This window comes from Oxalobacteraceae bacterium OTU3CINTB1 (assembly GCA_024123955.1).
Lineage (GTDB): Bacteria > Pseudomonadota > Gammaproteobacteria > Burkholderiales > Burkholderiaceae_D > Rugamonas.
Genome location: CP099652.1, coordinates 374,811 through 395,792, shown reverse-complemented (window position 1 = coordinate 395,792; position 20,982 = coordinate 374,811). Strand labels below are relative to the sequence as shown.

The 20,982-nt window shown below is 64.3% G+C and carries 18 protein-coding genes; 11 read left to right on the top strand and 7 right to left on the bottom strand.

All coding sequences use genetic code 11. The features are described from left to right. Positions 1-103 precede the first annotated feature (103 nt). Together glmS and NHH73_01600 are read left to right on the top strand one after the other, a co-directional pair. On the top strand, positions 104-1,933 hold the full coding sequence (glmS, locus tag NHH73_01605) for a glutamine--fructose-6-phosphate transaminase (isomerizing) (protein ID USX27024.1): 1,830 nt from the start codon (positions 104-106) through the stop codon (positions 1,931-1,933). A 110-nt stretch (positions 1,934-2,043) separates the two neighbouring features. Then, positions 2,044-3,195, top strand: a complete 1,152-nt coding sequence (locus NHH73_01600; GenBank protein USX27023.1) for a branched-chain amino acid ABC transporter substrate-binding protein — start codon at positions 2,044-2,046, stop codon at positions 3,193-3,195. Positions 3,196-3,280: 85 nt separating this feature from the next. On the opposite strand, the gene NHH73_01595 is transcribed toward NHH73_01600, so the two are convergent. The 3 genes from NHH73_01595 to NHH73_01585 form a co-directional block, all read right to left on the bottom strand. Continuing rightward, positions 3,281-4,414, bottom strand: coding sequence for a PQQ-dependent sugar dehydrogenase (locus NHH73_01595; protein USX27022.1), 1,134 nt, complete (start codon positions 4,412-4,414; stop codon positions 3,281-3,283). A gap of 102 nt (positions 4,415-4,516) precedes the next feature. Then, on the bottom strand, positions 4,517-5,944 hold the full coding sequence (locus NHH73_01590) for an MFS transporter (GenBank protein ID USX27021.1): 1,428 nt from the start codon (positions 5,942-5,944) through the stop codon (positions 4,517-4,519). Between the two features lie 23 nt (positions 5,945-5,967). After that, positions 5,968-6,441, bottom strand: coding sequence for a nuclear transport factor 2 family protein (locus tag NHH73_01585; GenBank protein USX27020.1), 474 nt, complete (start codon positions 6,439-6,441; stop codon positions 5,968-5,970). A 145-nt stretch (positions 6,442-6,586) separates the two neighbouring features. Between NHH73_01585 and NHH73_01580 the strand changes: the two genes are divergently transcribed. Further along, a complete protein-coding gene (locus NHH73_01580) occupies positions 6,587-7,462 on the top strand; it encodes a LysR family transcriptional regulator (protein ID USX27019.1) in 876 nt (291 codons plus the stop codon). Positions 7,463-7,538: 76 nt separating this feature from the next. Here the strand turns inward: NHH73_01580 and NHH73_01575 are convergent, their stop codons facing one another. Continuing rightward, positions 7,539-8,927: an amidohydrolase family protein gene (locus tag NHH73_01575; protein ID USX27018.1), complete on the bottom strand. Its 1,389-nt coding sequence runs from the start codon at positions 8,925-8,927 to the stop codon at positions 7,539-7,541. Positions 8,928-9,094: 167 nt separating this feature from the next. On the opposite strand from NHH73_01575, the gene NHH73_01570 reads away from it, so the two are divergent. After that, a complete protein-coding gene (locus tag NHH73_01570; GenBank protein USX27017.1) occupies positions 9,095-10,012 on the top strand; it encodes a LysR family transcriptional regulator in 918 nt (305 codons plus the stop codon). On the opposite strand, the gene NHH73_01565 is transcribed toward NHH73_01570, so the two are convergent. Then, positions 10,009-10,800, bottom strand: coding sequence for an SDR family oxidoreductase (locus tag NHH73_01565; protein ID USX27016.1), 792 nt, complete (start codon positions 10,798-10,800; stop codon positions 10,009-10,011). The genes NHH73_01570 and NHH73_01565 overlap by 4 nt on opposite strands. A gap of 140 nt (positions 10,801-10,940) precedes the next feature. Between NHH73_01565 and NHH73_01560 the strand changes: the two genes are divergently transcribed. The 5 genes from NHH73_01560 to NHH73_01540 all read left to right on the top strand — a co-directional run bounded on the left by NHH73_01560 (position 10,941) and on the right by NHH73_01540 (position 17,035). Beyond that, positions 10,941-13,940 carry a histidine kinase gene (locus tag NHH73_01560; GenBank protein USX27015.1) on the top strand — a complete coding sequence of 1,000 codons (3,000 nt, stop codon included), beginning with the start codon at positions 10,941-10,943 and terminating at the stop codon, positions 13,938-13,940. A 32-nt stretch (positions 13,941-13,972) separates the two neighbouring features. After that, complete coding sequence (locus NHH73_01555; protein ID USX27014.1) at positions 13,973-14,599, top strand: response regulator transcription factor; 627 nt, start codon at positions 13,973-13,975, stop codon at positions 14,597-14,599. 137 nt (positions 14,600-14,736) lie between these two features. Continuing rightward, entirely contained in the window at positions 14,737-15,930 is a 1,194-nt protein-coding gene (locus tag NHH73_01550; protein ID USX27013.1) for a hypothetical protein, read from the top strand. Beyond that, positions 15,890-16,666 (top strand): hypothetical protein, encoded by a 777-nt coding sequence (locus NHH73_01545; GenBank protein ID USX27012.1) that lies wholly within the window; start codon positions 15,890-15,892, stop codon positions 16,664-16,666. The genes NHH73_01550 and NHH73_01545 overlap by 41 nt, the downstream gene beginning before the upstream one ends. A 120-nt stretch (positions 16,667-16,786) precedes the next feature. Beyond that, positions 16,787-17,035: an AbrB/MazE/SpoVT family DNA-binding domain-containing protein gene (locus NHH73_01540; protein ID USX27011.1), complete on the top strand. Its 249-nt coding sequence runs from the start codon at positions 16,787-16,789 to the stop codon at positions 17,033-17,035. A gap of 148 nt (positions 17,036-17,183) precedes the next feature. On the opposite strand, the gene NHH73_01535 is transcribed toward NHH73_01540, so the two are convergent. Next, positions 17,184-18,200 (bottom strand): diacylglycerol kinase, encoded by a 1,017-nt coding sequence (locus NHH73_01535; protein USX27010.1) that lies wholly within the window; start codon positions 18,198-18,200, stop codon positions 17,184-17,186. Positions 18,201-18,322: 122 nt separating this feature from the next. After that, positions 18,323-19,732, bottom strand: a complete 1,410-nt coding sequence (locus NHH73_01530; protein USX27009.1) for an amidase — start codon at positions 19,730-19,732, stop codon at positions 18,323-18,325. A 118-nt stretch (positions 19,733-19,850) separates the two neighbouring features. Here NHH73_01530 and NHH73_01525 point away from each other — a divergent pair, with 118 nt between their 5' ends. Together NHH73_01525 and NHH73_01520 are read left to right on the top strand one after the other, a co-directional pair. Continuing rightward, positions 19,851-20,426, top strand: coding sequence for a TetR/AcrR family transcriptional regulator (locus NHH73_01525; protein ID USX27008.1), 576 nt, complete (start codon positions 19,851-19,853; stop codon positions 20,424-20,426). Positions 20,427-20,588: 162 nt separating this feature from the next. Then, positions 20,589-20,981, top strand: a complete 393-nt coding sequence (locus NHH73_01520; protein ID USX27007.1) for a histidine kinase — start codon at positions 20,589-20,591, stop codon at positions 20,979-20,981. Position 20,982 lies beyond the last annotated feature (1 nt).

The window sequence follows — 20,982 nt, the reverse complement described above, 5'->3', positions numbered from 1 at the left end:
ATCGAAGTGACGAAATATTATTTCAGAAGACGAGCTAATAAGAAAGCATATTTCACAGAGGCTGCTCTACGATGGCCTCCTAACTTAACAGAAGAGGTTTTCTATGTGCGGCATCGTCGGCGCGGTAGCGCAACGCAACATCACCCCGATCCTGATCGAAGGCCTCAAGCGCCTGGAATACCGCGGCTACGACTCCTGCGGCGTCGCCCTGCACGTCGACGGGCAACTGCAACGCTCGCGCAGCACCTCGCGCGTGGCCGACCTGGAAAAGCAAATCGACGAAGCGCACATGAAAGGCTTCACCGGCATCGCCCACACGCGCTGGGCCACGCACGGCGCCCCGGCCTCGCACAACGCCCACCCGCACTTCTCGCCATCGGCCGACCAGGCGCGCATCGCCCTGGTCCACAACGGCATCATTGAAAACCACGACGAACTGCGCGCCGAACTAACCGCGCTCGGCTACGTCTTCCAAAGCCAGACCGACACCGAAGTGATCGCCCACCTGGTCGACCACATGTACAACGGCGACCTGTTCGACACCGTCCAGCACGCCGTCAAACGCCTGCAGGGCGCCTACGCCATTGCCGTGTTCAGCCGCGAAGAGCCGCACCGCGTGGTCGCCGCCCGCCAGGGATCGCCGCTGATCGTTGGCATCGGCCAGGGCGAAAACTTTGTCGCCTCCGACGCCATGGCGCTGGCCGGCACCACCGACCAGATCATCTACCTGGAAGAAGGCGACGTGGTCGACCTGCAACTGGGCCGCACCTGGATCGTCGACGTCAATGGCAAGCCGGTGCAGCGTGAAGTCAAAACCGTGCTGGCGCACACCGGCGCGGCCGAGCTGGGCCCGTACCGCCACTACATGCAGAAGGAAATCTTCGAGCAACCGCGCGTCATCGGCGACACGCTCGAAGGCGTCACCGGCATCATGCCGGAACTGTTCGGCGACGGCGCCTACAACGTCTTCAAGCAGATCGACCGCGTGCTCATCCTCGCCTGCGGCACCAGTTACTACTCCGGCTTGACGGCCAAATACTGGATCGAATCGGTCGCCAAGATCCCGGTCAACGTGGAAATCGCCAGCGAATACCGCTACCGCGACAGCGTGCCGCATCCCAACACCTTGGTCGTCACCATCTCGCAAAGCGGCGAAACGGCCGACACCCTGGCCGCGCTCAAGCACGCGCGCAGCCTCGGCATGGAGCACACGCTGACCATCTGCAACGTCGCCACCAGCGCCATGGTGCGCGAATGCAAGCTGGCATACATCACGCGTGCCGGCGTGGAAGTGGGCGTAGCCTCCACCAAGGCCTTCACCACGCAGCTGGCCGCCTTGTTCCTGCTGACGTTGTCGCTGGCGCAAATCAACGGCCGCCTTACGGACGAAGAGGAAACGCATCACCTGAAAGCGATGCGCCACCTGCCGGTCGCCATTTCCGCCGTGCTGGCGCTGGAACCGTTGATCATCGCCTGGGCCGACGATTTTGCGCGCAAGGAAAACGCCCTGTTCCTGGGGCGCGGCATGCACTACCCCATCGCGCTCGAAGGCGCGCTCAAGCTCAAGGAGATTTCGTATATTCACGCCGAGGCGTATCCGGCCGGTGAGTTGAAGCACGGCCCGCTGGCGCTGGTCACCGAGGAAATGCCGGTCGTCACCATCGCCCCGAACGACGCGCTGATCGAGAAGTTGAAATCGAACATGCAGGAAGTGCGCGCGCGGGGCGGCCAGCTGTACGTGTTCGCCGACGTCGATTCGCGCATCACCTCGGGCGAAGGCATCCACGTGATCCGCTTGCCCGAGCACTATGGTTTGCTGTCGCCGATCCTGCATGTGGTGTCGTTGCAGCTGCTGGCGTACCACTCGGCGCTGGCGCGGGGGACGGATGTGGATAAGCCTAGGAACTTGGCCAAGTCGGTAACGGTGGAGTAGAGGCGTTCATACCAGTCGCTCAGGGCTGCCTAAAGACGTGTGCACGATTGCTTTTCCGTCATGACGCGGCCTGGCAGTACAATCAAACGCCCGTCTCTTAAAGGCCCGCCATGCATTTTCTTGTCATCGCCGCTGCGTCCTCCCTCGTCGCGGTGCCGCTTGCCCAGGCCCAGCCGGCAGGAAAGGTTTTGCAAGTCAGAATCGGCACTGCATCTCCGCTCTCCGGCCCCAGCGCCCATGCGGGCAAGGACATCGAAAACGGCGCCCGCATGGCGACAGATGAACTCAACACGAAAGGCATCATGCTCGGCGGCAGAAGGGTGCAATGGGTCTTGCAACCCGAGGACGACGGCGCCGATCCAAAAACCGGCGCAGCGGTCGCGCAAAAACTGGTCGATGCGAAAGTGGTGGCCGTGGTGGGGCACCTGAATTCGGGCACGACAGTGCCGGCGTCGAAAATCTACGCCAGCGCTGGCATTCCGCAGATTTCGCCAGCGGCCACGACGCCCGCCTACACCAAACAAGGTTTCAGCACGGCCTTTCGCGTGGTCGCCAACGACAACCTGATCGGACGCACGCTGGCCACTTATTCGACCGGCACGCTTAAAGCAAAGAAGATTGCCGTGATCGATGACCGCACCGCCTTCGGCCAGGGGCTGGCGGACGAATTCGTCAAGGGCCTCAAAAACGCGGGGGCGGGCGGGAGTGTCGTCAGCCGCCAGTTCACCAACGACAAGGCAACCGATTTCAGCGCCATCCTGACCCAGATCCGCGCGCGCGATCCGGACGTGATTTTTTATGGTGGCATGGATGCGGTGGCTGGCCCGATGCTCAAACAAATGAAGGCGCTCGGGCTGCGCGCCAAACTCATTTCGGGCGACGGCGTCTGCTCGGAAAGAATGCCGCAGCTGGCCGGCGACGCGCTGGTCGACGACAAGGTGTACTGCGTGGTGGCCGGCGGCGTCGGCGCTGAGCAGGAAGCGGGCCTGAATGCGTTCGCGCAGCGGTACCAGCAGCGCTACAAGATCCCGGTGCAGACGTATGCGCCCTACGCCTACGATGCGGTGATGGTGTTCGCTAAAGCGATGCAGACATCCAATTCAAGCGATCCAGCCAGATTCCTGCCTGCCTTGGCTGCGGTCAGGCACGATGGCGTTACCGGCAGCATCGCCTTCGATCAGAAGGGCGATTTGCGCGACGCGGCGATGACGATCTATACCTTCCGCAACGGCAAGAAAGCCAAGTTGGCAGTCCTGCGTTAACGCGGAGTGCCCGAACGACGGCCATGCTGGCAATGGAAGTTGGGTCTTTCCAAGAAACCAGGTACTTGGTGATGAACAAAGTGGCCTATCTCTTCGGTGTGAGCATCAGCAACCGGCCGCGCGGACCGTCTTCCAGCACCCACAGCGCGCCATCCGGCCCAGTGCGCACGGCGCGGATTCGTTCACCCATGTCCCAATGTTCCTGCTTGGTCGCGTTCTCGCCGTCGAGGGCGATGCGGTCCAGCGATTTGCCCGACAGACCGGTGATGAAGAGGGAATTTTTCCACTTCGGGAACAGGTCGGCATCGTAGTAGGCGAGGCCGCCCGGTGAAATGGCCGGATTCCAGGACACCTTCGGGGCCTCGAAGCCGTCGCCAGGCGCGTGGTCGGGGATGTCCCGGCCGTCATAGTGGTTGCCATTGGATGCCTTCGGCCAGCCATAGTTGAGCCCTGGCTTGATCAGGTTGATCTCGTCGCCATGGCGCGGCCCCATCTCCATCTCCCACAGGCGTCCCTGGCGGTCGAAGGCGATGCCCAGCAGGTTGCGATGGCCGTACGACCAGACGGCGGCATGGAAGCCCTTGGCCGCGAGCGGGTTGCCGGCGGCCGGCGTGCCGTCGAGGTTCAGGCGCAGCACCTTGCCCAGCGTCGACTTGGGATCCTGCGCCGGATCGAAAAGCTGGCGGTCGCCACTGGTGAAGAAGAGATACTTGCCATCCGGCGAAAAGCCGATACGGCCCGAATAGTGCCCGCCAGTCGAGGCATCCTGGCTGCGGAAAATGGCCTTTGTATCCTTGAGCGTGCCACCTGCCTGATCCAGTGTCGCGGTTGCCAGCACGACCCGGCTGCCGGCACCGGGGGTCGCCTCGGAGTAGCTGAAGTAGAGCAGCTTGCTGGCCGCAAAATCGGGAGCGGGCACGACGTCCATGAGCGCGCCCTGGTCCCTGCTGCTGACGGCGGGTGTGCCGGACACTGTCCGCTTGGTTCCGGTTGCGGGATCGAACAGGATCATCGTCCCCTCCTTTTCCGTCACCAGCATGTTGCCATCGGGCAGGAATGCCAAGGCCCATGGGCTCTTGAATGTGCCGACCGGCTTGACTTCGAAAGGCAGGCCGCCGGTCGCGGATGCACCGGCCCGCGCGTTCGCGGCTGCCGGGGCGGCGAGCGCGAGCAGGGTGAGCGAGAAAGTAGTGGCAAGGCCGAGCATGCTCATATTCATGTTTTCCAAATCTCCATTCGCGGGTTGTTAGGCCGAAAAGTATGCCGATTCGCGCCGGTTTGGTTGGGAGTGTAGAGCAAAACTCCCATTGCAGACGCTCCGCTAGTCGCGGCCTGCCAGCGGCTGCCGCGGCCTCGACGCCACGATAGAAAAGATCGCAGAGATCGACAGGCTGGCCGCGACGCACAGCATTGCGGCGGCTAACGCCTTGGCCATCGAGACCGCGTCGGGCGATGCCCCTGCCACGGTGAAGAATATGCCCCCCATGACCGCAACGCCAAGCGCCGCGCTGATCTGCAAGGCTGAGTTGGTGATGCCGGCGATCATCCCGGAGCCGGTTACCGGTGCCCGATTGATGATGGCGCGCACGAGTGTCGGCAGCGCCCATCCCTGACCGAAGCCCAATAGCCCCACTGCAATGACCAGCGGAATGTGAGCAGGCATCCGGCCAGGCGCGGATGCCACGATGACGGCCAGGATCACGCAACCGGCGACTTCGAGCATCATGCCGATGGCGGGAACGAACCTTCCGAAAACGCGTATGGCCAGCGGCGTCGTCAGCGGGCCGATGAAGGCGCCTATGCCGAAAGGCAGGAAGACCAAGCCCGTTTCCAGGGGACCCAGTCCGATCGCCGATTGCAGATAAACGGAGAAGACCAGGAAAAAGGCCGAGACGACATAGAAGAAGAGCACACCTGTGAGGCCACTCATCAGCCCAGGCAATTTGACCAGCTCAACGCTGATGAGCGGAACCCCGCCTCGAGCGGCATAGGCCTTTTCGTACTTCCAGAAGCAAACGCCAGCGAAAGGAAAAGCGGTGAGCATCGCGCAGGCCCACCAAGGCCAACCCAACTCCCGTCCCTCGACCAGCGGAACAATCAATAAGGCGAGCGTGAGAGCACACAGCAACATTCCGGTTTTGTCGAGCGGCGCGGGATGATCGCCGCGTACGTCGGGCAGCAGTGGGAAGCCGAAAATGAGGACGGCCGCGACCACCGGCAGGTTAATCAGAAAAATGATGCGCCATTTTAGGTGAAAGAAGTCTGCGGAAATCAACGCCCCACCGAGCGCTTGCGCGGCGACAGCCGCCAGTCCGACAGCGGCACCGTACAGGCCCAGCGCGCGTGCGCGCTCATGCTCCGGAAACAGCGCGTGGATGGACGCCAGGCCTTGTGGCGCCATGGCGGCCGCACTCAAGCCTTGAAGAATTCGACCGACGATCAACAAGGCCGGTGAAGCGGCCAGACCGCACAATACCGAGGTCAGTCCGAAGCCGCTGATGCCAATCAGGAAGATTTTGCGTCGACCGTACAGGTCACCGAGCCGGCCACCGGTAATGAGGAAGACCGCATACGCCGCGGCATATCCGGAAATAACAAGTTGTAGTTCCGCAGCGCTGGCATGAAGCGAGCTCTGGATGGACGGCAAGGCGACATTCACGATGAAAAAGTCCAGCGGGGGCAAAAATGCCCCCACCAGTAACACCGCAAATGCCGACCAGCGGCGCGTGGCGGATGTCGTCGTTTGCATGATTTCAGTGGAAAAGGTCTAGGTCACGCCGGAAGGCCGAAGCGCTCCGTGCCTGCGACCGGTGCCCAATTTTTTAGCGGCGTTGCATAGTGCATCGTGAACTTGCGCTCGACGAATGCCCACCGGCCGTCTCGTCGATCATAGATATCCTTGTACTGACCGCTTACCTGCAACGGGCCTTGGTCGACGTCGTAGAAAATGCAGTCCGCCGCTACCAGCCCATGAGCGCTATCGCCTTCCACGGTGATTAGCGCGTTGGCCATCCAGTGGTGCATGTGGGGCATGCGTTTCATGTTGACTTCGGCCTGCGCCAGGATGGCTTCCAGGCCCTCGGAGTTGCCGTTCTGTCCAAGCAACAGACGCGAGTCGGGATGCCAGAGGGTGGCAAGCAGGGCCATGTTCATTGTGTCGAACGCTTCCGCGTAATTGGCGATGAGTGCATCGATGGCGAAACGGCTTTCGATGGCGTCCAGGCGTGCTTCAAATTCTTTTGACATCGGAAATCTCCCTGAGGAATGAGCATTTGAAAATGCCGACCCTGCATGGGCCAGCTCGAATAGGCGCCATGATGCTGCAAACTGATTTGTCGGTGAACTGCCATTCCTGTATATTCGGCGTACATTTTTGAACGGGTTTTGACACATGGAATGGAGCGACGTCCGAATTTTTCTAGCGGTGGTCCGTTCCGGTTCTCTGGGCGAGGCGGCGCGCAGACTCGGGGTAAGTCATCCGACCGTGGGTCGGCGGATCAAGGCGCTCGAAGACGAGGCGGAGCAGGCGCTCTTCCGCCGGACCAAGGATGGGCTGGTACTGACGGACACCGGGGACGCGGTGCTGGCGCTGGCGGAATCCATGGAAAATTCCGGCCTGGCCATGGAACGGCGGTTGGCGGGCAACCACGAACGCCTCGAAGGCGTGTTACGGATATCTTCTGCGGAGTGGTTTGCCGGCTATGTTCTCGCGCCCGTGCTGGCGGAATTGACGCGCCGCCACCCGGCCATTGTGCCCGAGGTGATCGCCAGCTACCGGCTGCTCGATCTGTCGCGTCGCGAGGCCGATGTGGCCTTCCGTATCGTGCCCTTCACCGAACCGGACATCGTCCAGCGCCGCCTGATGAGCATTCCGTACGGCCTCTACGGCTCGGCCGAATCCGCGCGCGCGATGCAAAGGGATCCGGCTTCGGTCGGACTCATACTCATGAATTCGGCACAGTCGCACTTTCCCGATGTCGCCTGGCTGCTGGACCGGTTTCCGCTGTCCCGGCGTGTCTTCACCAGCACCAGCCGCGCAGTGCAGGCGCGCATGTGTGCGCAAGGTATGGGTGTGGCAGTGCTGCCGAGGCCGCTTGGCGATGCAACACCCGTGTTACAGCGCATCGAGACGCCCGAGCCGCCGCCAGCCAGGGAGATCTGGGTAGGTTACCACCATGACCTGCGGCATATGGATCGCCTGCGGGCGCTGCTGGATATCGCCGACACCATGCTATCGCCTGCGTTTGAGCCAACGCGACATTGCTAACCACACCAGGGCGGGAATGATCCACACCACCGGTACGGTGTAGCGCGGAAGGAGCGCCGCGTCCATCGCTCCCCGCTTACGCCAGGTGAATCGGCGCGAACGATTCGGCAAACAGATCTGGCTGGTAACCGGCGGCACTGAACAGATGGGCGCAGGACTCGTCGATCGCGGCGCGCAGCGTCGCCTGATCCACGCCCTGCACGACGCCACCGCGCTTGCGCACCCGTCCGCCTATGATGACGGTATCGATATTGCTGCGCTCGGCCGCGTGCACCACGGTGGCGACGGCGTTGTTGACAGGATAAAGGTTGAGGTCTCCGGTGCGTATCAGTACCAGGTCGGCCTGCTTGCCCGGCGTCATGCTGCCGATGCGCTGTGCCAGTCCCGCGCAGGCGGCGCCATCGATCGTGGCGGCCTCCAGCAACCGGAACGCATTGGTCGGCGCCGGCGCATGGTGATGGCCATGGAGGCGCTGGCCATGCCCAATGACACGCTGCACGTAGAACGCCACGCGCATCTCCATGAACATGTCGCCGCTATAAGAAGTCTCGTTGTCCACACTGAAACCGGGGCGGATGCCGTGATGGAGCGCCGCCTGCCAGGCGTGCATGCCGTTCTCGATACCGTAGTGGGCATCCGAGCGCGGGCAGACATTGACGCGCACACCCGCCTCGCGCAAGATTTCCCAGCCCGAATCCGGCAGGCAGGTGCAGTGGTTGAAGATGTTGTCGCCGCCGAGCAGCCCCCGCTGGTGCAGGACTTCGAGCTCGGCTGCCATGGCGCCGCCAAAAAACTCGGTCACGATGGGAATGCCCAGTTCTCGCGCGACGGCCCACTGGGCTGGTTCAAGCTGCGCCATCATAGCCAGGGTCACCAGGCTGGCGGGATCGGTGAAATACTTGGCCTGCAGGCGGGCCAGGTTGCCGGCCCAGTGTGCCTCGTCCCACACCCCCGATACCGGCGCCCCGGCGGCGTGCAACGCGCGTATGCCCGTATCGAGCAATGCTTCGACCGCCGCGTCGGAATGCGCCGCTGTCCGGCTGTTGTGGGAGTTGTCGATCACGGTCGTGATGCCGGCATCGATGCAGCCCAATGCCGTGAGCAGGTTACCCACGTAGATGTCGCGCGGCCGGTAGTATTTGGCAAACGAGAAATGCGTGGCGTTGCAATAGTCCTCGAGCGACGCCGCATTGGGGTTGATGCGGCGCAGCTGGCCTTCCCAGGAATGGCGATGGGTATCGACCATGCCCGGAATGGCGATCATATCTTTCGCATCGATCACTTCGGCGCCGTCGGCCTCCAGCTGTAAGCCGATGGCGGCAATGGCGCCATCGGCGATCAGGATGTCGCCCTTGGGCAAATTGCCGACATTGGGATCCATGCTGATGATCGTCGCGCCTCGAATGAGCGTCTTATGTGTGGCCGGCGCCAGCGGCGCGAGCAGTTGACGGTCTTGATCTGACATTGTAGGTTCCTGCTGAATGGTATGCACGCAGTCTAGCGACGGCCACCCCATGGAAAAAGTAGTGCCGGGCGTTTTCACCATGCAGAAAACTCGAACAATGCTGGGTTATAGTGCCGTTTCCTTCACCGCCACTTTCACCGCCACATTTACCGCCACACGGACACCACATGGATCGCGTACAAGCAATGCAGGTATTCCTTCGCGTGGTCGAGAGCGGGAGTTTTGTGCGCGCGGCGCAGACGCTGGGCATGCCGGCGTCGTCGGTCACCGGCATCATCAAACGGCTGGAACAACATTTGCAGACGCGCCTGCTCAATCGTTCCACCAGAAACCTCAGCCTGACGCCGGAAGGCGAGCGGTACTTCCACCGTTGCCGCGAAATCCTCGACCTGATCGATGACACCGAATCGAGCCTGCATGGTTCCGTCGAGCGTCCGCAAGGCCGCCTGCGGGTGGATATGCCCGGCGGCATCGCCCATGCCGTGATCCTGCCGCAGTTGTGGCAATTCCAGCAGCGGTACCCGGACATCTACCTGATGATCGGCGTCAATGATCGCCAGGTGGACTTGATCCAGGAGAGCGTCGATTGCGTCATCCGCACCGGCAGCCTCGATGACTCGGCCTTGGTCGCGCGCCGCTTGGGCGAGCTGCGCTGGATCACCTGCGCGGCGCCGTCCTATCTGGCCGAACAAGGCGTCCCCGAAACCCTGGAGGATTTGCAACGACACCGGGCGGTCCATTACTTTTCCAGCACGACGCGGCGCGGCAGCGACCTGCGTTTCGTCGAAGGGGGCGTGGGCATCTCCGTCCCGGTCCCGGGCAAGGTGGCGGTCAACGAGACCGGGCTTTACATCAAGCTGTGCCTCGACGGCCACGGCTTGATGCAGCTGGCCGAGATCCTGGTGACCGACCATTTGCGGACCGGAGCATTGGTCGAGGTGCTGGCCGACAAGCGGCCGGCGCCGGTGCCGGTATCACTGCTCTATCCCCATCATCGCTTTTTCTCGCCGGCGATGCGGGCGTTCACCGAGTGGACTACCGAGCTGTTCGGCAACGCCTCACCGGCGCGCGTACGCGATCGCTAGAACGCGCTCTTGACGACGCCGCCATCGACACGTAGCGCCGCGCCGGTGGTCGCCGACGCCAGCGGGCTGGCCACGTAGGCCACGAGCGACGCCACTTCCTGCGGCGTGCCGAAGCGCTTGATCAGCGAAGTCGGACGCACGTGGTCGAAGAACTCCGCTTCGATCTGCTCGAAGCTCTTGTCGCTCGCGCGCGCCATGTCTTCGACGAAGTCGCCCACGCCACGCGACTTCGTCGGGCCGGGCAGGACGCTGTTGACCGTGATGCCGGTGCCAGCGACCGATTCCGCCAAGCCGCGCGAGACGGCAAGTTGCGCAGTCTTCGTCATGCCGTAATGGATCATTTCGGTGGGAATCTGCACCGCGCTTTCGCTCGAGATGAAGATGATGCGGCCCCAGTTCGCCCGTTTCATTTCGGGCAGCACCAGGCGCGCGAGCCGTACGCCGCTGAGCACGTTGACGTCGAAAAACCGCAGCCAATCCTCGTCGGGAATATCTTCGAACGCCTTGGGCTCGAAGATGCCGAGATTGTTGACCAGGATGCTGATGCCCGGATAACGCCGCACCACTTCCTTTGCCTCCTCCGCCAGGCTCAGGTCGCCGGCATAGCCGTAAACCGTGCCCTGCGTTTCTTCCCGTAGGCGGTTCACCGCGTCGTCGACCCCGGCCTGCGTCCTGCCGCTGACGATGACGCTGGCGCCCTCCCGCGCCAGCGTCGCCGCGATCGCGTAGCCGATGCCCGCCGTGCTTCCGCTGACGAGTGCCAGTTTGCCATTGAGTTGCAAGTCCATGTCGGTTCTCCTTGGTTGGCTCCTGTGGTTGAAAACACAGGATATCCCAAAGAGCAACTGCCCTAAACACACTATCGGGTGGAAATCTTCTATACAATCGCGGATGAACGTTGCCAAGTTATAACTAATTTCTATGTGACATGAGAATACGCCCATTGCCCGGCGGTCTGCGCGGCGTGCTGGCCTGCTGCGCCGTATTTTTGTGCGGCGCCCTGCCTGCGGCAGGCCGGGCGCAAGCCGTGTCGTCCCCCACCATCGATTTGCATCACACCAGCTGGAGCGCGCGCGACGGGGCGCCGGAATCGATCATTTCGATGACGCAGACCAGTGACGGCTGGCTGTGGTTGGGCGGGGCGGGCGGACTGTATCGATTCGACGGTATGCAGTTCGAGCAATTTGTCCCGGTCAATGACGCCTTGCCGCCCAAATACGTCAGCATTGTCAATGCGGCGCCGGACGGCGGACTGTGGATCGGCTATCGCGCCGGCGGCGTCAGCTACCTGCGGCAAGGGGTGATACGCAGTTACGGCGAACCGGACGGCCTGCCCGAGCGCGCCGTCTGGGGGCTGGAGCAAGACGGCGGCGGCCGGATGTGGGCGGCCACCGCGTTGGGCCTGTTCTACCTGGAGGGCGGCCGCTGGCATAAGGCGGACGGCGCCTGGCAAGTGGCCGGCGGCGGCTATAAAACCCTGATGCGTGATCGGCATGGCGTGCTGTGGGCGCAGGGCGATGCCGGCGTGTATTCGCTCCAGCCGGGCGCGACGCGGTTTGCCAGGGCGGCGGTCGACAGCGGCACCGGCGTGCTGTTCGAACTCCCCGATGGCAATGTGGTCAGCTGGGATGCGCTGCATGCCAAGCTCCATCTGCTGACAGGTCCCCAGCGCAATACCGTGTATCGGCAGTGGGGATCCCTGGGCGACCCCGGCAGTCTTTTGGTCGACCGCCACGGCGATCTGTGGGTGGGGCTGCTGGAAGCATTGGAATATCGCACGGCGCGGGTAACGGCCCGGGCGGCGTCGCCCCAGGGCTTGAGCGGGCGCGCCGTCCACGCCATTTTTGAAGATCGCGAAGGAAATATATGGACGTCCACGTCCACTGGCATCGACCGGTTTCGTGCCAAACGCGTGAGCCGGCTCGATGTTCCGGAAGCGGCCATCGGCGGCGCGCTGCTTGCCGATGAGCGTGGCGGCGTCTGGATCGGCAGGTATCACGCCATGGCGAACGAGCGCGGCCAGGTGACGGCGACGCCCCGCCGGACGGTGGACGGCGCCGGCTGGGACGGCTTGCTGTCCAGCTTGGCCCTCACCGGCGATGGCGCGCTGTGGGGCGCCTCGTACGGTACGTTGTGGCGTTTTCAGGGCGACGACAGCCGGACGGTGGGCCTGCCCGCCGCGGTCGGCGGCGCGCGCGTGCGGGCGCTGCTGGCGGACCAGGATGACGGCCTGCTGGTGGCGCTGTTTCCAAATGGCTTGTATCGCCGCAGTCCCCGGGGACAATGGGAACAAACCGGCAGGCAGGCCGAAGTCAATGTGATGGCCCGCTCGGACGCCGCCGGCCTCTGGCTCGGCTATCATCCCGGCCTGGTGGCCCAAGCGCAAGGCGCGGCGTGGCGCAGCTACGGGCCGGCCGAGGGATTGACGCTGGGCCCGGTGATGGCGCTGCACCTGCGTGCAGGGCACGTATGGGCGGGTGGCGAGAGAGGCTTGGCTTTGCTCGGGGAAAACCGGTTTAACCAGCTCAGCGGCGCCGATGGCGAGACCTTCCACGGCATTTCCGGCATGGTGCAGCTGCAAAACGGCGATCTGTGGCTGAATGCATTTGCCGGCCTGTTCCGCATTCCCGCCGCCGAGATCGCCAGATTCGAGCGCGCGCGCGCGTACCGCGTGCAGTATGAGCGGCTGGACCGGCTCGACGGACTGGAAGGCAGCGCGCCCTACTTCACGCCGACGCCATCGCTGGTGCTGGCCGCCGACGGGCGCCTGTGGGTCGCCCGAACCACCGGTCTTTTTCGCCTGGACCCCGCCGCGCCATTGCCGGCCGCGCCCCGGCTGCCGGTCACCATCAAGACGCTGGGTCCGCCCGGCGACGCCAGGGCGCCGCTGCTGCCGATCCGCTTCGCCCCGGGCAACTCCGCATTGCAAATCGATTACACCAGTGTGGCGCTGTCGATGCCGGAACGCCTGCGCTTCCGCTACCGTCTGGGCGGCGTCGATGCCCAATGGCAGGAGGCCGGCGCACGCCGCAGCGCTTACTACGGCAATCTGGCGCCGGGCCGGTATGATTTCAGCGTGACCGCGACGGACTACAACGGCCAGTGGAGCGACGCCGTCACCACGGTCGGTTTCGAGATCGCACCCAGGGCGACGCAGACCTGGTGGTTCAAGGCGCTGTGCGTGCTGGTGTCGCTGTCGGCGGTCTACCTGGCTTACCGCTGGCGCATCGGCCGGCTGGGCCGGCAGATGGCGGCCCGGCTGCAGGAGCGCGTCAACGAGCGTGAACGCATCGCCCGCGAGCTGCACGACACGCTGCTGCAATCGGTGCAGGCGCTGGTCCTGCACGTGCACGCGGCGATGCTGGAGTTGCCGGCGGCCGCTGCGGCGCGGCTGCGGATCGAAAGCGCGTTGCTGCAGGCGGATGAGGTGCTCAACGAGGGGCGCGAGCGGATTTGCGCACTGCGGGGCGACGAAATCGGCAAGCCGGGTTTCGAGGACGCGCTACGGGCTGCGGCGGCGCGCCTGCGGCAGGGCGATGCGGCCCCGGTCGGCGTGACGGTTACCGGCGCCGTCCGCCAGCTGGACGCCACTGTCCATGTGGAAGCCCTGGCGATCCTCACGGAGGCGATGGCCAATGCCTGCACCCACGCCAGGGCGACCAGGATAGAGGTGGAAGTCCACTATGGCGGGCGGGAATTCCGCTGTATCCTTAGCGACAACGGCATCGGCATGCCCGCCACGGTGTTCAATGACGGTGGCCGCCCGAACCATTGGGGCATGCGCGGGATGTACGAGCGCGCCGCCGGGATCAACGCCAGGCTGGCGCTGCGCAGCGGTGAAGGCGGCGGCACCGCCTGGCGGCTGGACCTTCCGGCCAAGCTCGCCTATGCGCGCTTGCATCTGGACCGCTTGCATCAGGACCGCTGACCCGGCCGGGCGATAACGACAGGAGCAAAGTCATGCAGAACGACCAGATCAGCATCATGATCGCCGACGATCACCCCTTGCTGCGCAGCGGCATCATCGCGGTGCTGTCGGCCAACCCGCGATTTGCCGTGGTGGCGGAAGCCGAAGACGGCGACACGGCCGTCGAGCTGTACCGGCGCTGGCGCCCCGACGTCATCCTGATGGATTTGCAGATGCCGGGATTGAACGGCATCGAGGCGACCGGCGCGATACGCCGGATCGACCCCGAGGCCCGCGTCATCATCCTGACGACGTTCGACGGCGACGTGCAGGTGACGCGCGCGCTCAAGGCCGGCGCGACCGGCTATGTGCTGAAGAACACGGCCCGCACCGCCTTGAGCGACTACATCGTTTCGGTGCACGCCGGCCGGCGGCTGTTGCCGCCGCCGGTCGCGGCCAGCCTGGTCAACAGCTTCCAGCTCGACGCCTTGAGCAAGCGCGAGGTCGAGGTGCTGCGCCTGGTCAGTGGCGGCAACTCGAACCAGCGCGTGGCCGACCAGCTGGGCTTGCGCGAAGACACCATCAAGACCCACATGAAAGCCATTTTGCAAAAGCTCGACGCGCGCGACCGCACCCATGCGGTGATGATCGCCGTGCGGCGCGGCTATTGGGAGAACTGAGCGGTTGCAAGACACGATAGGGTGAAAAACAACCGGCCCTAGGCGGCAGTGACCGCGGCCCCGCCCCGTCCTTATACTGTTTTTTTGCCATCGAGCGAAAGGACGGTATCGCCATGAACACCCGGTTGAAATTGTTGTTGAGTTTACTCTTGGCGGCGGGCGCTGCCCATGCCGCGCCGCCGGCCATGCAGTCGGCCAGCAAGCTTACCTTTGGCGACGCGCAAACCTTGTTCGTCGCCGACTGGAAGGGCGCGCGCATTTTCGCGCTGGCGCTGCCGGCGCCCGTCCGTCCTGCCGGCAAGCCGTTCAATTTGATGGATGTGCAGGCGCCGATCGCCAAAGCGCTGCGGGTGGCGCCGGGCGCGCTGCGCTTCGAGGACATGGCCGTGCAGCCCGGCGGCGAAGTGGCGTACGTCGCGCTGACCGTGCGGGGCGTGAAAGGCCAGGCCAAGCCCGCCATCGTCAGTATCGACGCCACGGGGCAAGTCCGGCGGCTCGATCTGGCCAGGGTTTCGTCCTCGGCCGCCATCACCGATGCGCCGACGGCCGATGTCGCCTTCTGGCGCGACCTGCCGGCACAGACCTTGACCGTCACGGACATGCGCTACTACCAGAACCGGCTGTATGTGGCCGGATTGTCGAACCGCAGTTTCGCCTCCACCTTGCGGGTGTACGACTATCCGTTCAGCGGCAAGGCCAGCGCCACCACGGTCGAGATGTACCATCCGGTCCACAATCAGATCGAAACCCGCGCGCCGATCCGCAGCATGACGGTGATGACGATCGGCGGCGAGCCCACGCTGGTCGCGGCCTATACGTGCACGCCGCTGGTGACCATCCCGCTCAAGGATCTGAAGGATGGCGCGCACATCGCCGCCCGCACCGTGGGAGAACTGGGCTGGGGCAGCGCGCCGAACGGCCTGGTGAGTTTCAGCACCGGCGGCCAGGACTACGCCTTGCTGGTCAATTCCAGCCGGTCGGCCGACCTGTTGAGCGCCGTCGACCTGGCCGCCGCCGCCGCGGCGCCGGGCCTGGACGCGCCGATCGAGTGGCCGGGAAAACCTTATCTCGGCGTCAAGGCGACCATGGCGCCGATGTCGGCGGTGATGCGGCTGGACAACCTCAATCCGCAATTGCTGCTGGCGCTGCGCCGCTCGGAAGCGGGCGGCGAAATGCAGCTGGTGTCGATTCCCAAGGGCGGCTACCTGCGCCTGAGCGACTTCGTCAACGAGTACGATTTTCCCGATTACCGTTATCCGGACGGCGACACATTCCGCGACTTCCACAAATATGCGCGCACCATCGAAGGCTATCCTGAACTGGCCCGCTAGCGCGTTGCTGCTGGCGCTGGCCCTGGCGCCCGGGCCGGTGCTGGCCGACGCCACGGTGACGCCTTCCGGACCGACGGTGGCGGAAAACCTGTTGCGGATCGAATTGCACCTCGATCGGCCGTTGGCGGCGCCGCTCGATATGGGGCGTGTCGTGTTGTTCGATAGCGCCGGCGCACCGATTCGCGACGCTTTCCTGGATTTGCCGCTGCCGGACCGCAGCGGAAGGACCGTCGCCCTGTTGCTGCATCCGGGCCGTATCAAAAGCGGCGTCGGCCCTAATGTCGCGCTGGGGCCGGCCTTGCGCAGCGGCCAGTTCGTCACACTGCGCATTGACGATCCGCAAGTTGGTCCGCCGCTGGAACGGCGCTGGCTGGTGACGGCGCCGCTGCGCCAGCGCATCGATCCGGCACAGTGGACGGTGCAGGCCGGGCGCCGTGGCGGCCGGCAGCCGCTGCGCGTTCATGTTCCCGCCGCGCTGGATGGGACTGCGGCTGCGCAGATCGCCGTGCAGGGCCCGAACGGGCGGCGCCTGCCGGGCGTGGCGACGCTCGCGGCCGGCGAGCGGGAATGGCGCTTCACGCCAACGCGGCGCTGGCGTTCGGGGAGTTACCTCTTGCGCATCCATCCACGACTGGAAGACCCGCAGGGTAATCGACTGTGTTCCGCCTTTGAGCAGGCCGGGCAGAGCGCCCAGCTGTGCCAGGCGGAAGGGCAGGTGGCCTTTGTGATCGAGTGAGCCTCGCCTCCTCTCAGCGTGATCCCGCGTCATCGATGAAATCGATCAGTGCGATCCATCTTATAACAATGTTGACTGACAACCCAAGCGGGTATAGCGTTGCGAGACATGGGAGGATATATGCGCATCGCTATTCGTCGTATTGGAAATTCAAAAGGGATGATTCTCCCGACAGCGTTTTTGGCGCAGATTGGCTTGCAAGATGAGGCAGATGTATCGGTCGAGGACGGTGCGATTGTGGTTCGTGTTCCCGCTCAGTCGGTTCGTAGCGGGTGGGCGGAGGCCAGTAAAGCGCTTGCCGCTGCTTGTGACGATGCCTTGATCATGCCGCAGTTCGGCAACGCCGATGACGAGGCGATCACGTGGTGAAGCGGGGCGAAATATGGCTGGTGAATCTCGATCCGACCGTCGGTAGCGAAATTCAAAAGTCGCGCCCGTCGTTACCAATCCCAAAACGCTAGCTGTCACCCTGCAAACCTTACAAGTAATTTTTGCTCCGTAAGAGCTGCCGTTTACGCTAGCGGATATTCACCAGCGCAGGCGGTTCATCCGGCGCTGCTTCGACATCCTTCGGCCATGTCGCATCGGGCTTCAAGAGCAGCAACTGCTCCTCCATCACGCGAAACTCCAGCGGGTTGTCCATACGGCCCACTTCTCCATCGAGCGCCACCTTGACCTGGCGGCGCCGCGCCAGCCTGCGTCCCTTCACCGTCACCTGCATCTGCTTGAAGCTGAACGTGGTGAGCTCGTCGCCCTGGTCCAGGCGTCCCATGCGGCCCAGCGCGCCGTGCAGCATCAACCACAATATGCCCAGTTTGCCTTTGGTGCGCGGCGCCACCGCCGCCAGCCGGCCATCCTCGAGCGCCGCGCTCATCGGCGGAATACCGATCTGTTCCATTTGCAGGCGATTGTTGCCGACAAAGAATGTGGCGGTGCGCAGGCGCTGCAGCTGGCCGTCGATGTGCAGCACCAGGCGCAGCCGGCGATGCGGACTCAGGACGGTTTTCAGCGCCGACAGCGCCGCCACCAGCCGGCTGCGGCCGAACTGCTTCTTGTCCTGCTCGCGCTCTTCCAGCATCTTCGGATACAAGCCGATGCTGGCGTTGACCAGGAACACGCGGTCGTTGACCACGCCCACCTGCACCGGGTGCAGCCGCGCGGCAAGCAACGCGTGCACCGCCTCGCTCAGGTCTTCCGGGATGCCGTGGGTGCGGCCGAAATAATTAAAGGTGCCTTGCGGCAGCACGCCGAACGCGCAGCCGTGCGTGATCGCCTGACGCGCCACCGCGTTGATGGTGCCGTCGCCGCCGGCCGCCACCAGCACGCCGCCGGCGTCGGCCGCTTGCCTGGCAAGCTGGCCGGCGATCTCGTCGATGGTGTCGGGCTGATCGACGATGGTCAACTCAAACTGCCGGCCGGCCGCGCGCAGCACCGTTTCGATGGTCGTGCGGCGCTCTTCCGTCTCGGAATGGCCGGAGCCGGCATTGAGGGCGATGAAAAAACGGGCGTCGGGCGAGGTAGCGGTAGCTGGCATGGGGCAAGGTCGGTTGGTCGATCATCACCGGCGCGGCGCGGCAAGTCATTGTAACCTTGACATCGCGTTGCCTATGCTCGTTAGCACACAGAAACCACTTTTGCCGCCCCGACGCCACCGGATCACAGCGCCGGATGCAGTCCACGCACCGGGCTGACCGCTTCGAGCAACGACGCGACGTGCAGGATCGTCGACTCCGCCTGCCATGTGCCGACGATCTGGATGTTGATCGGCAGCCCTTCGCTGCTGGTGCCGAAGCGCATCGCCAGGCCCGGCAAGCCGGTCACGTTGAGCGGCACCGTTGCGCCTTGCAGGTAGGTCGCGTCCACCGTCCGGCCGTCGATGACGAAGCTTTCCACGCCGTGCTTGTGCGCCGGGATCGGCAGCACATGCGTGATCAGCGCGTCGTACCGCGAGAAGTAATCGGCATAGCCGTCGCGCAGCCGCTCGGCCGCCTGCTCGGCCTCGATGTAGTCCTTCATCGACGTATCGGGCAGCGACAGCATGGTCTTGGCCATCTTGTACAGCTCATCCTGGCTGCGGCCCGCCGTCGCCGCCGCGAACGCCGGCTTCATCTCCATCACGTGCAGCTTGTTGAACACGTCGAGGGCGAAATCGCGCTCCAGCGCCGGAATGCCGACGTGCTCGACAAAGATGCCGATGTCCTGCAGCGCCCTGGCCGCCGCCTTGACCGTCGCCGCCACTTCGGGATCGACCGGCCCGAAGCCGGGGCCGACCATCCAGCCGACGCGCAGCGGACGTGACGGCGCGTTGCCGAGGCCCGCGTCGAACGGCACCGTGCTGCTGGCGAAGGCGTCCTTGCCGTCCGGCCCGGCCAGCTGCGCGAACGCCAGCGCGATGTCGCGTACCGAGCGCGCCATCGGCCCCACATGCCAGAAGCGGCGCGGCGCGCGCGGCCAGATGCCGGTCATCGGCACGCGGCCGTGGGTCGCCTTCATCGAGGTGATGCCGGTCTGCGCGGCCGGTCCGCGCACCGAGATGGCCAGGTCGGTGCCCAGGCCGAGCGGCGACATGCCGGCCGCTATCGCCGCCGATTCGCCGCCGCTGGAGCCGCCCGGCGTGCGGCTCAAGTCCCACGGGTTGTTGGAGGCGCCGGAGAGCAGGTTGTCGCTTTCAATCCAATAGGAGAATTCCGGCAGGTTGGTCTTCGCCAGCAGGATGCCGCCGGCCGATTTCATGCGCGCCACGCTGGTGGCGTCGGCGTCGGGCACGCGGCCCTTGAAGATCGGCGAACCGCGCTGGGTGGCCACGCTGGCGGTGTCGATCGAATCCTTCACCGTGAACGGCACGCCGTGCAGCGGACCCAGCTCGGCTCCCGACAGCACCGCCGTCTCCGCCGCCTTGGCCGCCTGGAGCGCGTCGCCGGCGATCGTGACGATGGCGTTCACCTGGGGATTCACGGCCTCAATGCGTTCGAGGTGCGCTTGCATGACCTCAACCGGCGAGATTTCCTTGGTACGGATGAGTTCAGCCAATTTGGTCGCGTCTTGATAGAAAAGTTCGGTGTTCATAGTCGCCTTTCGATGAGGGTGGTCACAGGAAAAACGCTGGGTTAGCCTACCTAACGTTCGTTAGGCTGAAAGATATACGCTATAATCGACTCCGTCAACACTGTTCGAGGAAAAATTCTTGAAAACCGAGCCCACATCCAATTCCAGCGACAGGATCCTGGCGGCGGCGACCAGGATCGCGCAAGCGCGCGGCTACGGCGGTTTGAACGTGCGCGGGCTGGCGGAACAGGTCGGCATCAAGGCGGCCAGCCTCTACCATCACTTTCCCAGCAAGGCCGACCTCGCCGCGGCTGTCGCCAAGCGCTACTGGGAAGATTCCACCGTGACGCTGGAGGCCCTGTCGGCGGAGACGCAAGACCCGCTTGCCGCCTTGCGCCGCTATCCCGAGACGTTCCGCCGCTCGCTGGAAAACGACAATCGCATGTGCCTGGGCAGCTTCATGGCCGCCGAATACGACGATTTGCCGGCCGTGGTGCAGAAGGAGGTGCAAGCCTTCGCCGACGTCAATGTCGCGTGGCTGGCGAAAACCTTGGTGGCGGCGCGGGTGGCCGGCGCCGACGAGGCGCCCCGCCGGGCGCAGGCCATCTTCGCGGCGATCGCCGGCGCCCAGCTGATGGCGCGCGGCCGCGCCGATATCACCTTGTTCGACGCGCTGATCGACAGTTACCAGGGCGCCGGCCTGCTGCCGTCGTAAACCGGGGCTTTGGGTACACTACGTTTATGAAGATTAAAACGACGTTGATCCAAAGCTGGCGTTCATTGTGGGAACTACGCCCCCGGCATGAGGTCCCCACCGTCACCCGCCTGCTGATCGCGTCGCTGATCGCCGTCGCCCTGGCCCTCGCGCTGATGTCGTTTGTCTCCATCTTCGGCCGTCTGGGGCATGTTCATTTCCCTGCCTGCCGCGCTGACCAAATTCGCCGTGTTCATTCTGTTCGTCCTGGGTATCAACTGGGTATGGTGGCGCTCGCGCCTGCGCCAGCAGCAGCTGCAAAGCGAGGTCACGGAGGCCCGCCTGCGCCTGTTGCAAGGGCAGATCGAGCCGCACTTGCTGTTCAACACGCTGGCCAACATCCAAAGCCTGATGGACTACGACACGCCGCGCGCGAAACGGATGATCGAAACCTTCTCCAGCTATCTGCGCGGCAGCCTGTCGCAGCTGCGCCAGACCGACAGCACCCTTGCGGCCGAACTCGACATGGCGCGCAACTACCTCTGCTTGCAGCAGATCCGCACCAGATGGCGCTGAC